Source organism: Enterococcus sp. DIV1639a (genome assembly GCF_050530445.1).
GTDB classification, from domain to species: domain Bacteria; phylum Bacillota; class Bacilli; order Lactobacillales; family Enterococcaceae; genus Enterococcus_B; species Enterococcus_B hirae.
Map to the genome: position 1 here is coordinate 2,547,663 of NZ_CP172886.1, position 13,411 is coordinate 2,561,073.

14 protein-coding genes are annotated in these 13,411 nt (G+C 38.5%); 2 read left to right on the forward strand and 12 right to left on the reverse strand.

Annotated features, from left to right (window positions below; all coding sequences use genetic code 11):
* Positions 1–30: 30 nt before the first annotated feature.
* The 11 genes from ytpR to pepA all read right to left on the reverse strand — a co-directional run bounded on the left by ytpR (position 31) and on the right by pepA (position 10,141).
* Positions 31–636 carry a YtpR family tRNA-binding protein gene (ytpR, locus tag IGJ32_RS11725; protein ID WP_342082046.1) on the reverse strand — a complete coding sequence of 202 codons (606 nt, stop codon included), beginning with the start codon at positions 634–636 and terminating at the stop codon, positions 31–33.
* Positions 637–1,110: 474 nt separating this feature from the next.
* A complete protein-coding gene (locus IGJ32_RS11730; RefSeq protein ID WP_373169231.1) occupies positions 1,111–1,890 on the reverse strand; it encodes a glucose-6-phosphate isomerase family protein in 780 nt (259 codons plus the stop codon).
* A gap of 10 nt (positions 1,891–1,900) precedes the next feature.
* Positions 1,901–3,634, reverse strand: coding sequence for a class I mannose-6-phosphate isomerase (locus tag IGJ32_RS11735; RefSeq protein WP_063627580.1), 1,734 nt, complete (start codon positions 3,632–3,634; stop codon positions 1,901–1,903).
* A gap of 38 nt (positions 3,635–3,672) precedes the next feature.
* Complete coding sequence (locus tag IGJ32_RS11740) at positions 3,673–4,092, reverse strand: PTS sugar transporter subunit IIA (RefSeq protein WP_053766231.1); 420 nt, start codon at positions 4,090–4,092, stop codon at positions 3,673–3,675.
* Positions 4,093–4,114: 22 nt separating this feature from the next.
* Positions 4,115–4,942 carry a PTS system mannose/fructose/sorbose family transporter subunit IID gene (locus IGJ32_RS11745; RefSeq protein ID WP_053766230.1) on the reverse strand — a complete coding sequence of 276 codons (828 nt, stop codon included), beginning with the start codon at positions 4,940–4,942 and terminating at the stop codon, positions 4,115–4,117.
* Entirely contained in the window at positions 4,943–5,746 is an 804-nt protein-coding gene (locus tag IGJ32_RS11750; protein WP_053766229.1) for a PTS mannose/fructose/sorbose/N-acetylgalactosamine transporter subunit IIC, read from the reverse strand.
* Positions 5,747–5,773: 27 nt separating this feature from the next.
* Positions 5,774–6,271, reverse strand: a complete 498-nt coding sequence (locus IGJ32_RS11755) for a PTS system mannose/fructose/N-acetylgalactosamine-transporter subunit IIB (RefSeq protein WP_063627581.1) — start codon at positions 6,269–6,271, stop codon at positions 5,774–5,776.
* Positions 6,272–6,434: 163 nt separating this feature from the next.
* Positions 6,435–7,175 (reverse strand): GntR family transcriptional regulator, encoded by a 741-nt coding sequence (locus IGJ32_RS11760; protein ID WP_053766227.1) that lies wholly within the window; start codon positions 7,173–7,175, stop codon positions 6,435–6,437.
* Positions 7,176–7,707: 532 nt separating this feature from the next.
* Positions 7,708–8,175 (reverse strand): universal stress protein, encoded by a 468-nt coding sequence (locus tag IGJ32_RS11765; RefSeq protein WP_342082044.1) that lies wholly within the window; start codon positions 8,173–8,175, stop codon positions 7,708–7,710.
* A gap of 29 nt (positions 8,176–8,204) precedes the next feature.
* Positions 8,205–8,525: a thioredoxin family protein gene (locus IGJ32_RS11770; protein WP_002317106.1), complete on the reverse strand. Its 321-nt coding sequence runs from the start codon at positions 8,523–8,525 to the stop codon at positions 8,205–8,207.
* 536 nt (positions 8,526–9,061) lie between these two features.
* Positions 9,062–10,141: a glutamyl aminopeptidase gene (pepA, locus tag IGJ32_RS11775; protein WP_342082043.1), complete on the reverse strand. Its 1,080-nt coding sequence runs from the start codon at positions 10,139–10,141 to the stop codon at positions 9,062–9,064.
* A 198-nt stretch (positions 10,142–10,339) separates the two neighbouring features.
* Between pepA and IGJ32_RS11780 the strand changes: the two genes are divergently transcribed.
* Both IGJ32_RS11780 and IGJ32_RS11785 read left to right on the forward strand, forming a co-directional pair.
* A complete protein-coding gene (locus IGJ32_RS11780) occupies positions 10,340–10,693 on the forward strand; it encodes a PepSY domain-containing protein (protein WP_002317104.1) in 354 nt (117 codons plus the stop codon).
* A 171-nt stretch (positions 10,694–10,864) separates the two neighbouring features.
* Positions 10,865–11,821 (forward strand): glycosyltransferase family 2 protein, encoded by a 957-nt coding sequence (locus tag IGJ32_RS11785; RefSeq protein WP_002317103.1) that lies wholly within the window; start codon positions 10,865–10,867, stop codon positions 11,819–11,821.
* Positions 11,822–11,896: 75 nt separating this feature from the next.
* Here IGJ32_RS11785 and IGJ32_RS11790 read toward each other — a convergent pair whose 3' ends face one another.
* Entirely contained in the window at positions 11,897–13,354 is a 1,458-nt protein-coding gene (locus tag IGJ32_RS11790) for an NAD-dependent succinate-semialdehyde dehydrogenase (protein ID WP_342082042.1), read from the reverse strand.
* Positions 13,355–13,411: the final 57 nt, after the last annotated feature.

A 13,411-nucleotide genomic window follows, 5' to 3' on the forward strand; every position in this document is an offset into this window, starting at 1 on the left:
CGGTTGCTCGGCAACTGTGCTGTTTTTTGCTTATTTTGGAAATGCTTCGCCAATCACTGCATCTTCTGGTAAAACAAGGATCCCTTTTTCTTTCGGTGCATCTGGTAATTGTAATTCTTTTGCCGAACAAATCATTCCGTGACTTTCAACCCCACGTAATGTTCCTGGCCAAATCATCATTCCATCAGGCATCATAGCTCCTGGTTTGGCAACAACGACTTTTTGTCCTGCTTCAATGTTCGGAGCACCACAAACAATTTGTAAGACTTCCTCTTTTCCTACTTGTGTTTCAGTGATCGATAAGTGATCAGAATCAGGATGTGGTACGCAAGTTTTGACGTAGCCAACAACGATTTTTGGTTCATTTTCTTCTGTTAACGTTTCTTCAAAACCAGCTTCTTTGATCAAGCGGTTCAACTGTGCAATTTGTTCTTCTGTTAGTTTGACTTGTCCGTTACCTTCGATCGTAAGATGGTCGGAGATATGGAAAAAATTCCAGCCAACGATTTGTCCTGTTTCATCTTTGATTTGAGTAACATTCCATTTACGGATGACCGTATTTTCGGTTCCATTGTCATTTGAGACGATGACCATCAAGGTATCTCCCACGTGCGCTTTATTATAAGCAAAAATCATGTTTTTTCCTCCATTATCCTTTGCTGACATTTATCTTAACAAAAAAATGGTTTTTATGCATGAGTTTTTTTTCATTCATCAACCTATATGTAGATTGGGGACTATAGATAAAGTCATCAGTAAGGTTTCTCTTTTTGACTTCCTATTTTAAAAATGATCGAGAGAGAAGATTCCTATTTTCTTTAATAGGACTTTTTCATTAAATAGATGGACTCAGTATAAAACAATGGATTACTTACGGTTCCAGCTCTTATGTATAAACTTTTATCGTCCTTCGACAAAAAACTCTTTTCAATCTACTATGTAGTTGGTCACCACGTAGCAATTTATCGAAAAGAGTTTTACTCAAGCTATTTTATTTGGAGTCGCATCCATTTTTGTTACTTTGCACATTTTATGAATGAATCAGTCTACAATCGCTAACCCTATAAATGCCTATATATAGTTTTCACCAAAAAGTAACGGATATTTAGCTCATGGAATAAAGTCTTCCCACTGTTGTTTGTAGTTTTCTGGGTGGCTAACAAAGTTGAAAAGATCTGGATTCTGTTCATATTGATAATAGATGGGTATCTTTTTTTTAAGACCAAATTCGTGATATTCTCTGGGCTTTTTGATGAGCCATTCCGCAGAAGTGTAATGATCATTTTTCTTCCAAACCAGGTTGTTCCTATGGTCAAAAATAGGCACAAAAGCGAATCCTTGTTGCTTTTTTAGATCTGTATAATCGAAGGCATAATCTCGGACACACCAAGCACCGAAACACATAGTTAGTTCTGTCGAAGCATTGATCGTACAGTGTCCCCATCCTGGTGGAACAATGACGATGTCCCCTTTTCTTGCTTCAACGGCGTAACATTTTCCAGCGTTTTTTTCGAGGTTTTCTTGCATATAGATCAGAGCCTGTCCCTCTAAGATCTCGAATACTTCTGGGGTGGACATGTGACTTATTTTCGAAATTGCATGTCGGTGTCCCTGACTTTTGATCGGTTCATTTCCAAGTTTACCAGCAGCATATTCGACTATGCCATATAACAAACCTTTTTGTTGAAGGGCATGTTGATCTTTCTTTTTTCCTATATCCATTGCGATCGTATAAACGATTTCTGGTCCGGAAACATGATCATTCAATAAACTATGACGAATATCTGCTAAATATCTGTGTTCTACTTCCACTGGTCCAAACATGTCCTCGCTGTAAACAAAACGTTTCTTTTTTTGATCAAAAAAGACATTCAACTCATGTTTTTCCATAAAACACCTCTTATAATCCTCGGATAAATGCTTGGATCACAGCCACTTTTTTAGTAGGGTCTCCTTGATTGACCAGTTTGTATTCTTTTAGTTGCTCTGGAACAATAAATGTTTCTCCATAATTGACATTGAAAGGTTCAAAGGCTCCCGTCAGACTTTCAACGGTAATTTTTTCTCCCTCCACCAAGTTCAGCATATTAACACTTTCCTTGGTTTTAACTTCTACCATATCTGAAAACCAATATCTTCGCGTCTCAATCAATTCCAGCTCGTTCAACCCAGTCTTTTCGATTATGCTATTGTCGGTTTCTTCGATCACTTCGATTTGATTGATCAAGTTTTCTTTTACCCAATTAGTGTCATAATCAATTTGGACATTTTTTTCCCCGTGTTTTAAATGGACAGGACGTGGTATCCCATCTAGTCCGACACGTTCCCAATCCCATAATTTAAAGGTAAAGATATAGGGTGTTTGGCTAATTTCTAATACAACTGTCTCTGGTCCGCCACAATGAATCGTCCCAGAAGGAATCGAATAATGGTCATGTTTTTTTACTGGGAAACAATTGATATATTTTTCATCTGGAAAGCGAAAATCACCTGTTGCTGCTTTTTTAAGATCTGCAAATAATTCATTTTTACTGATCCCTTCTTTGACACCTAAATAAATCGTTGATCGTTCATTGGCATCAAGTATATAATAGCTTTCATTTTGAGTATAATGCATTCCAAATTTTTCTTGGATGTACTCGACCATTGGATGAACTTGCAGACTGAGATTTCCTCCACCCACAGTATCTAGATAGTCAAAGCGGATTGGAAATTCTTTTCCAAAACGGGCCCGCACCTTTTTCCCAAGCAATTCGTCTGGAAATTGGTGAACTGCATTGATCGCAGGTATCTCGATTACCGTAGCCCCAAAACGCAAAAGTAAACTGTTTTCTTCTGGAACGCCGTCAAACGCCCATCCATAATTCTCAGCGGAAGGATCCAGATTAAACTGCTCTTTCATCCACTGGCCACCCCAAACGCTCGCATCAAAATAAGGAACTAACCGAAATGGCTGGGAGACTACCTCAGATAAGGCTTGACGATAATCTTTTCCTGAAACCATTTTTGGTTCATTTTTTTTATTGGTATCTAAAAGAAAATCAATATCATTGTATAATTTTTGTTTCAACCGATCTGCCATTCTCCATTCAAAAAAATAACCCCGTTTGAATTTTCTCAATGCATCCTCTTCTTCATTGGCTCCTCGCCAGTTGGGCATCCCTTTTCTGAAACGTAGTTGGATCTCCCATCTAGTTAAATCTGCATAAACTAAAGTTGTTGGTTCTTCTACTAAAAGAGAAGCTCCTGTTCCATATACAATCACAGGTTGTTTTGTGTTTGCTATCTTTTTTTGTAATTTTTCCCGTTCATAGCTCGGGAAAAACTCGGTCAATTCTGCATGGGACATCACGCCAAAAACGCGATCCTCAGTTAATGTCTTTTGAATCATTTCCGTCACTGTTTCTGCATCATAAGCATAGTCATCTGATCGGATCAGCAAATAATCATGACATTCTTTTCTAAGAGCGTCTTCTATTTCATCAAGATCAACTCCTGGATAGCACTCGATAACTATCCGTTGCTCTGTATTGTCTGTACTGTTTTTTCGCAATTGTTTAAAAATTGACTCATAGCCTTCCCAAGTGTCTGAATAATTTTTAATCGTTGTTTCTGGTTTCAAATTATAAGCCATGTTGTCTCTCCTTTTTGTCATATTGTCATAACATTAAATCAGAAAAACTCTTCCTCATTCTCTTCCTCGACCAACATATCGACAATACTTTCTTGCCCCGTTTTGATCGCATCCTGAGCGAGTTCTTCGCTGGTTTTATTTTCCCTAGACAAAATTGTATCTAGAACCATTGCTAAATTCATCCCAGAGTACATCTTGAACAATAAATTTTCAGACACGGCAATGTCTAATGCATTTGCTCCAGGCGATCCAGAAGGTATATCACTAATGATGATCCATTCTGTTGTTTTCTTTGCTTGATGGATTGTCTTCTTGATTAATTTACGGTAATTCTCGATCCCATCTGCATTTAATTCCACAGCATAAAAGTTTGCTTGTTCACCCGCAATAAATTCGGTTGCTTTTTTCATTCCTTCCGCAAGTCCAGAATGGCTAACTAATAAAACATTGATTTTCATTTCATCATCCCTTTACCAAGTATTAAAAGAATTGTGCGATGCCTACGCCGATAAAAGAAACTAAAAAGTATAAGCCAATCAGTTTCAGTGGCGATACTCCTTTTTTAGCCATCAAAAACCAAGAAAGAATAACTAGTAATAATGGAAGCAGACTTGGGAAGATCCCATCAATCAAACTTTGAATGTCAATAGACGCTTCACTCATTTTGATGACGATCGGCAACTCTAATTTCACATAACTAGCCGCAACACCACCGATCACGATTACGCCAAGAACAGAAAATGCTTGAGTGATCTGTTGGGCTTTTTTCCCTACGAATACATCGACAGATTCGGCCCCTAATTCATAGCCTTTAAAAAATAAAAAGCGTGTTCCTGCGATAATAATTGCATTGAAAGAAACAATGTAGAAAATCGGACCAAGGATATTTCCGCCAGCGCCTAGCCCCATTCCTATTGATAATAAAATGGGAATCAGCATTCCTGGAATCATGGAATCTCCAATACCTGCGACTGGTCCCATCAAACCGACTTTCAAGCCGTTAATAAATCCATCATCGATTTCTTCTGCTCCCAACGCTCGTTGTTCCTCTAATCCACACACCACACCATTGATCAATGCGCCTACTTGTGGTTCTGTATTATAAAAAGCAGAGTGTCTTTTAAGTAATGCTTTCTTTTCTTCAGGATGATTTTTGTATAGTTTTTCTGCAATAGGCTCCATCGAATAAGCAAACCCGAAAGCTGCCAGAAATTCGAAACTCATTGCGACCAGATTGTACATCATCCATCTTACATAGGCTTTGTTTAGTGTTTTTTTATCTAATAATTGATAGGTCTGCTTTTCCATTTAAAATTCCTCCTCTTCATATCCGCCATCCGCTGCCATGGCTTCACTGCCATTATTGTTTGAAATTGCTTGATAATAGATATACGCTACGACACCCGCAACCACTGCCAAAGCAATCATATTCAATTTCAAAAACACAACACAGATGAAACCGAATACAAAGAAGAGTAATAAGATGTTTTCTTTTACAACAGCTGTCAAAAGCATTACGATCCCAATCGCTGGTAGCGCTCCGCCTAGAACACTCATCACATCGATCAAATATTGTGGCATACTTGCCAACAGTTGGGAAGCAAAGGAAGAACCAAAGTAAACCACTAAGAAACATGGGATTGCTCGCAATGCAAAGTTGAGAATTTGTGGTCCGACAACCGTATTGACAAAAAAGCCCCGATTATCTTTTTCTTCTATCGCTTTTTCCGCTCTGTGGTTCCAAAAAGAGTTTGCTACTTGATAAAAATTGAAAACGATCGTTCCAATTACACCAATTGTGGTTGCCATTGTCACTGCTACTTCTGTCGAAGAACGTGATAAAATCGCTAACGCAATGGCTGGATAAGCCACGAAATTTAAATCAGCTGGCATTTGCCCACCTGGTGTAACCAATGCGATATAAACAGCTTGAACAGCAATACCAATAATAATTCCTTGTTTAACATCTCCTAAAATCATTCCAACTAAGAAACCTGAAACCAATGGTCGTGTCAACGTATACCAACCACCGGTAACACCGAACAGCCAAGGTGTACTCAAAGCGCCCAAATAACATAGGATCGCAATCATTGATGCTTGAAAAAATAACATATTTCTCCCCCCTGTTTACAAAATTTATTAGTTTATTTCTTTACTTACTTCTTTCCATGATGTTCCTTTTGAATCTGGGACTAGCTTAAATTCAATTTCCATACCTAAAGAATCTAATTTCTCAAAGGCAGCAATTTCTTCTGGCGTCACTGCTGCATTGGGACCAATTTTTTGCGCATTTTCTCGGGCACTCATTGGACCAACATTCAACTGTGGACAAAGAGAAATAAAATCTGAACCGTTTTCATAAAGTTTTACAAGTGTTTCTGGTGTTTTGACGATCAGGAAATAGTTTTTCTTGCTTTTTGCGATCTCTTCCCATTTCTGTCCTGTTTTATCAACAGTCATGACAAATCCTTTTAACGGTTTTGGGACTGCTGCTTTCAGTACTTTAGATAAAACTGGATTATTTGCTGAAGGATCATCGACCGCGATGACACCGTCACATTTTCTTTCACTCATCCATCTTGTTACCACTTGTCCATGAATAATTCGATCGTCTACTCTAATAAATGATATTGCCATTTTCTCCAACTCCTCTATTGTTATTATGTTATGACATTACAAACTATTTTTTATTTCTAAAAAATAATCATGCTTGCTATTTGTTAATTTCCGGTATACTTTTCTGGTAAAACTGATGAAATGTAAGGCTTATTACCAGAAAAGTTTCCCGTTTTTTGCTTATTCAATTCAGCTCGACATAGTAACGGTATTTATCACCAATGTAGTAACAATCACTGATTTCTTTAAAATGGCCGTCTCTTTCCGCAGTCATTCTAACACGTTTCAAGATAGGCGTTCCTTTTTCAATATCAAGAACGGCCTGTAGTTCAGGCGTTGCAGCAATCGCTTCGACGTATTCTCGACTGTCATTAATAAGGATGCCGAATGTTTTCAAATAATTATAGAATGAGTCATAATAATCGTCGCTATCCAACGAAAAATCATAGATATACGGGATATGTGTGACGAAATAGGCGAAAGCTTCCCCTTCTGAGGTACCGCGAATCCTTCGAAGTTGCAAGACTTTTGATCCTTTTTCGATAGATAGTTGTTTTGCCATCTTATCCGTGGCTGAAATCAAGTCCACTTTTGCATAAAGTGTTTTTGCTTGCTTTCCTAACTCTTCCATCTCTTTAGTAAAGCTTCGAACCATCGTATAATGTTGTTTTTCATCCGAGTGGTCATTTGTTAATACAAATGTTCCTTTCGCTCGTTCACGGTATAGATAACCGGCACGTACTAGTTCATCGATCGCTTTTCTAATCGTGATTCGGCTAACATTATAAATCTCACACAGTTCAAGCTCAGCAGGTATTTTTTCTCCTTCTGCCCATTCTCCCGATGAGATCTTAAACCGCAGATCTTCCGAGATTTGGCTATATAGTGGTGAACTCCCACTGTCTTTGAAAAGCTGTTTCTTCATTTTTTCACCTCCATCATTGTTCTATTGTTATAACAATAATACAAGAAAGCGTTTTAAAAAGCAATAAGAAAAAAGAAAATTTGGAAAAAAATCCTTTTGACTAGTTTTCCCACCCCATAAAAGGCGTTGTCGTTTCAAGAAATTCGCCAGTTAGCTCTTTATCCAGATCTGGTCTTTCTATCACCAAAACACAAAACTTTTTGAGGAAGCGTGTTTCACAATTTGGCAATGACTGATCTTTTTCGTTATGATTCCGTTATATTCCAGCACCCCTATTAGGCCTGATTGTGTCAATGCTACCATTACTTACTATCATTTCTTATAGACTCTGCCATTGTACCAAAAAAACTTGAAACTCAGGGTTAATTGGCATGGCATACGATACTTATTTTCCCCTTAACTAATCATGGAATTTTAAAAATGAGACTAGGACAAGCTGTGAGCCCACCTAAAACTTGCAAAACTTGTCGTCTTCACGTACAACTTTTGGAGCACACATCAGCCAGTTGTCCTACTCTCACTTGATTCATGACTAATTATTTTCTGTTTTTTCCACTTCATCAGAGACAATCAAGACATCACATGGTGCTCGGCGGATGACATAGCTGGAAACACTACCTGTCATAAATCGTTCAACCGCATTTAATCCTGATTGACCGACCATGATCAAATCGATCGCATATTTTTTTGGTAAGTTGACTGCCATTGATTCTCTAACAGAACCATAAGCAACGATTCCTTCGATTTTTTGATAGTCAACTGTTTTTCCATAAGCTTTGCAGTCTTCAATCATTTGTTTCGCTGCTTCTGTTTGTTGGTCAACTAGCGTTTGATCTATTGGGACATAGCCCATGAAATTATAAAATTGTTGGTCGATCACATTTGCTACATAGACGGTTCCGTCGTTTCTTCGAGCAACCTCAACTGCTTTTTTAAAGGCAGAAAATGCTTGCTCACTTCCATCGATCCCGACCAAAATATTTTTATATTCTTGTTCCATCCTGATCCCTCCTAACAAATATCCAGATGTTAGCCGTTCGTCACACGATTTAAAAAATCCTCGATTTCTTGTTTTGTTTTCCGATCTTTATTCACTAGACGACCTAATTCTTTACCGTCTTTGATCACTACAAAACTTGGGATTCCAAAAATGTTCCACTCAGCGGCTACATCTATGTATTTGTCACGATCGACTTCAATAAAACGCCATGCGGCAAAATCATTTTCTATTTCTGGCATTTGAGGCTTGATAAAGCGACAATCGCCACACCAATCTGCGGTAAAGAAAAAGACACTGTTTCCTTTTTCAACATAACCTGCTAATTCTTCTAAGTTTTCTGGAATAATCATTGCTGTCCCTCTTTTCTTCTTATATTTAAATTATACACCTTTCTTTAAAAGTCACCAACTCCTAACCAGTCCTCACTTTTGTATTCAAAAAATTCAGGTGCTTCAACCAAAAAAACGATTCACCGATTTCCCCCGTATTTACTGACTGACGACAAAACAAGAAGAGGCCGAGACAAAACTTGTCTCAGTCTCTTCTAGTATATCTAAAAACGAATAAACGGTGTTCAAACATCAGCTCCTTGAAATAAGCCTGAATTTTTCAAAACATGAGAAGCTGTTTCAAAAAATTCTTTCTTATTGTCATCAGAGCTACCCGATGTTTTCACGACCTCTGATTCACGGCGTTCAAGAAGCAACTCCTCAACAATAAGCGATGATTTTCTAAAATATGAGGAGCTATTTTAAAAAATCCTCTCTTATTCGCTCGGAGCTAAACGCTTCTTTCACAGCCTCTTCTTAACTATTTATACTATCCTTCGCTTATCTCTGTTCCACGATCCATGGTTCTCGTTTCACTTCGTTTAAAGGATATATTCTTATTTTCCGTAAACGATCGTATTGACAGTCGATTTGTCTAATCCTTTTAATGTTTGGATCAACATCTCTCTTGCTGCTTCAAAGTCACGAATGCTAAACATTGTTTGATGTGTATGAATGTAGCGTCCTACGACTCCGATCACCGTACTTGGGATTCCTTCGTTTTGTGTATGTGCCGCACCTGCATCTGTGCCGCCTTTTGAGACAAAGTATTGATATGGAATGTTGTTTGTTTCAGCCACGTCTAATAAGTATTCACGCAAGCGTGGTAACATGATCAATCCTGGGTCTTGGATACGCATCAACGTTCCTTCACCTAGATGTCCGAATGTCCCTTTTTTCGTTACCGTATCGTCTGCTGCTGAGCAATCGACTGCAAAGAATAGATCAGGTTTGAATTTGTTGACAGAAGCTTTTGACCCACGTAAACCAACTTCTTCTTGCACGTTTGCTCCTGCGATCAATGTATGACCTAGTTTTTCATTTTGCAGCGCTTCTAACGCTTCTAACACCATTGTACAACCATAGCGGTTATCCCATGATTTACTGATAATATTTTTACCATTAGCCGTTTTGATGGTTTCAGCGAATGGTACGATCGTATCGCCTGGCAATACGCCAAAGCTCATTGCTTCTTCACGTGATTCAAAACCAGCATCAAATAAGATATCTGTCACTTCCACTGATTTTTGGCCGCTTGTTCCACGTAATAAATGTGGTGGAACAGAAGAAGAAATACATGGGTAATTTTTGCCAGAAGAAGTCTTCAATGTGTAGCGTTGAGCAGAAACCACATACGGATTCCAGCCTCCTAAAGGTACAACTTTGAATAAACCGTTGTCCTGGATTTTGGTTAGCATAAATCCTACTTCATCCATATGAGCCGCAACCATCACACGTGGGGCATCTGCCTCTTCATGTTGGCGTAAGCCAAAGATTCCACCTAAACCATCTAGTTGTAATTCGTCCACTAAGGGTTCCATGTGCGCTTCCATATACGCACGAATGTCTTGTTCAAAACCACTTGTTCCTTGAAGTTCTGTTAACTCTTTGATTCGTTGAAATGTTTTTTCATCCATAATAAAGTTCGCCTAAGATTCAGACTATGCTCCTCTCAAATTTATAGTTGACTGACTAATTTGTATTACTCTTAGTCAATCACTCACATTTATTATAGCTTATTTTAATTGATAGCGGTTATTTATTTCTAAGAAAAACACAGAGTATGGTAGAATAAATGAAGATAATCTTTTTGGACAAAGAAGGAGGTAAGACGTATGTATTCTGAAGAATGTGAGTCAAATAATTTTAAAAACGGTCTTGCTATAGGTATCGGACTTGGTTTAATCAGTGGCATCACTTCAATGGTTTTGTATCAACGTAAGAAAACGTTATCAGCCGATCAAGTCTTAGAACAAGTCAAAGAATCATTCTTAAAAGAAGGCTCCATCGAGGGGTCTTGGATCTCATTTGAAAAAGAACCGACTAGAAAATTTGCGATCCATTCCAAAGCTTATCGTGGAGGGATTTCCCGCCTGGAAGATGGCGAAATCATTTGCTACGAATTTTTAGCGGATGCGTATACCGGCACCGTGTTAGAAATTTCAAGAAAAAAGAATGAATTGATTTAATAAAGCGAAGCCTCAGCTATCACCATTAACATAAAAATAGTGGTTTTATACGGGGCTTTTTACAATAGAAACAAAAAGAAGTGAAAATTCTCTCTAGGTACTAGCATTTAAGAATTTGATACAGTATTCTTAATAGAGATTTTGTTTTCTATGATTTAAGGAGAGTGAAAAATGGAACAACAAGAGAAAATTGCTGTTCTGATTCCTTGTTATAATGAAGAAGCGACGATTTCAACAGTCATTGCAGACTTTAGACGAGAATTACCGGAAGCAGAGATTTACGTATATGACAACAATTCGACTGATACCACCTATGAACTTGCCGTGGCGTGTGGGGCAATCGTCAAAAAAGAACCAAGACAAGGGAAAGGAAATGTCATTCGGCAAATGTTTTTTGATATTGATGCAGATTACTATCTCATGGTGGATGGTGATGATACCTATCCTGCCGAAGCGGTGCATGGATTACTGGATAAACTTCGCTCAGGTGAAGCGGATATGGTAATTGGAGACCGACTTTCAAATGGGACTTACTTTGACGAAAACAAACGTCCGTTTCATGATTTTGGGAATAATTTAGTAAAAAACACAATCACACGATTATATAAAACAAAAATACGAGACGTCATGACAGGTTATCGAGGATTTAATCGTATTTTTGTCAAAAGTTTCCCGATCATGAGTTCCGGATTCCAAATCGAAACTGAACTGACGATCCATGCCTTAGACAAAAAATTCAAATTGGTCGAATTGCCGATCGATTACCGAGATCGTCCAGAAGGCAGTGAATCGAAACTGAATACATTTTCTGATGGATTCAAAGTGATCATGATGATCGTTAAAATGTGGAAAGACTACAAACCATTGATGTTTTTTGGCATCTGGACCTTTTTCTTTTTTGTATTCGGCTTATTTGCCGGCGTCCCAGTGATCCGAGAGTATATGCTGACTCACTTTATCACACGGGTACCTTCTGCTATTTTAAGTACCGGATTGATGATCCTTGCCTTACTTTCATTAGTTACTGGGTTGATTTTAGATACTGTTGTAACGAATGCCAAAAAAGAATATGAACTAAATCTCTATCATGTCTATCATGAATGTCGAAAGCAAGAACAACAGAAATAACGTAGAAATAACCAAAGAAACTAGCTGGGAAGAATCTAGCTTCTTTGGTTATTTTTTTGCTTTTTGATACGCTAGTTATTTAGCTGTCCGAATCGTCACAAACTTCGCTACTACATATTCTTCCACACCGTAAGTTCCATTTTCCCGACCAAAGCCTGAATGCTTGACCCCGCCAAATGGCGTAGCTGAATTTGAAATAGCTGTATCATTGACACCGACCATCCCATATTGGAGTTTTTGGCTAACATTCGCGATCGTGTGGATATTCGTTGCGAAGAAGTAAGAAGCTAATCCAAAGATGGTATCATTGGCGTCTTTGATCACTTCCTCTTCTTCCTTAAAAGCAATCAACGGAATCACTGGTCCAAAGGTTTCTTGATAAAAGATGTCCATTTCCTTCGTGACACCGTCCAAAACAGTGGGTTCAAAGAAATAGCCATGCGCATACTCGCCTTCTGTCAGTCGTTGCCCACCTGCTAAAATCTTGGCTCCTTTATCTACGGCATCTTTGATTTGTTCTTCTACCTTTTCTACACCTTCTTGATTAATCAAAGGTCCTGTCGTTGGATCATCTAAGCCATTACCAACGGATACTTGTTTGATTTTTTCGACGATCAATTTCGTAGCTTCTTCTTTGATTGCTTCATGAAGAAAAATTCGATTAGGCGACGTACATACTTGTCCGTTATTGATGAATTTTGTTTTGATCAATTGATCCGTTGCTAATTCTAAATCTGCATCTGGAAAAATAATCAACGGCGCATGTCCGCCTAGTTCCATGGAAACTTTTTTCAACGTTGATGCTGCTTGTTTATTTAAGATTTGTCCTACTTCTGTCGAACCAGTGAAAGTGATTTTTTGCACGTCTTCTGATTCGGTTAGAATTTTACCGATCGTTGAGGAGTCTCCAGTCACGATATTGACGACTCCTGGAGGAAAGCCAGCTTGATCAAAAAGCTCCATTAACGCCAATGCAGAAAGCGGTGTCGCTTTTGCTGGTTTTAAGATAACCGTGCAGCCAGCCGCGATTGCTGGAGATATCTTACGGATAATCATATTGGATGGAAAGTTCCAAGGAGTGATTGCACCTACTACTCCAACTGGTTCTTTGCGTACTTGCCATTCATTGGTTGCCGGAGAAGGAATGATCTCGCCTAAGATCCTTTGACCTTCGGCAGCATTCCACCGCAAATTTTCAACATTCGTGTTGATTTCTGAAGCAGCTTGTTTGAGTGGCTTTCCTTGTTCCATCGTCATGATCGTAGCTAAACGTTCACTGTCTTCTTCCACTAGATCTGCCAGCTTGTTCATTAATTTTGCCCGTTGAGCAGGAGAAGTTTTTGACCACTCTTCAAATGCTTTCTTAGCGGCTTTGATTGCTTCGTGGGTTTCACTTTCTCCACCTTTTTGAACATTCGCTAAGGTTTCACCTGTTGCAGGGTTGATCACCTCGAAGGTACCTTCTGTTCCTGTCTGCCATTTGCCATTGATATAAAGACGAGTTTCGACTTTTGGTAAATCTCTTTTTGCCATGTGTCTCTTTCCTCCTTCTTATTCGGTACAAATCTACCCTAACACGGTTAAATTTAA

Excerpts from the sequence above, each read along its gene's own strand:
- IGJ32_RS11745 (WP_053766230.1), bottom strand. The coding sequence starts at position 4,942 with ATGGAAAAGCAGACCTATCAATTATTAGATAAAAAAACACTAAACAAA.
- ytpR (WP_342082046.1), bottom strand. The coding sequence starts at position 636 with ATGATTTTTGCTTATAATAAAGCGCACGTGGGAGATACCTTGATGGTC.
- IGJ32_RS11730 (WP_373169231.1), bottom strand. The coding sequence starts at position 1,890 with ATGGAAAAACATGAGTTGAATGTCTTTTTTGATCAAAAAAAGAAACGT.
- IGJ32_RS11735 (WP_063627580.1), bottom strand. The coding sequence starts at position 3,634 with ATGGCTTATAATTTGAAACCAGAAACAACGATTAAAAATTATTCAGAC.
- IGJ32_RS11740 (WP_053766231.1), bottom strand. The coding sequence starts at position 4,092 with ATGAAAATCAATGTTTTATTAGTTAGCCATTCTGGACTTGCGGAAGGA.
- IGJ32_RS11770 (WP_002317106.1), bottom strand. The coding sequence starts at position 8,525 with ATGATTATTCCAGAAAACTTAGAAGAATTAGCAGGTTATGTTGAAAAA.
- IGJ32_RS11765 (WP_342082044.1), bottom strand. The coding sequence starts at position 8,175 with ATGGAACAAGAATATAAAAATATTTTGGTCGGGATCGATGGAAGTGAG.
- pepA (WP_342082043.1), bottom strand. The coding sequence starts at position 10,141 with ATGGATGAAAAAACATTTCAACGAATCAAAGAGTTAACAGAACTTCAA.
- IGJ32_RS11785 (WP_002317103.1), top strand. The coding sequence starts at position 10,865 with ATGGAACAACAAGAGAAAATTGCTGTTCTGATTCCTTGTTATAATGAA.
- IGJ32_RS11760 (WP_053766227.1), bottom strand. The coding sequence starts at position 7,175 with ATGAAGAAACAGCTTTTCAAAGACAGTGGGAGTTCACCACTATATAGC.
- IGJ32_RS11780 (WP_002317104.1), top strand. The coding sequence starts at position 10,340 with ATGTATTCTGAAGAATGTGAGTCAAATAATTTTAAAAACGGTCTTGCT.
- IGJ32_RS11755 (WP_063627581.1), bottom strand. The coding sequence starts at position 6,271 with ATGGCAATATCATTTATTAGAGTAGACGATCGAATTATTCATGGACAA.
- IGJ32_RS11750 (WP_053766229.1), bottom strand. The coding sequence starts at position 5,746 with ATGTTATTTTTTCAAGCATCAATGATTGCGATCCTATGTTATTTGGGC.
- IGJ32_RS11790 (WP_342082042.1), bottom strand. The coding sequence starts at position 13,354 with ATGGCAAAAAGAGATTTACCAAAAGTCGAAACTCGTCTTTATATCAAT.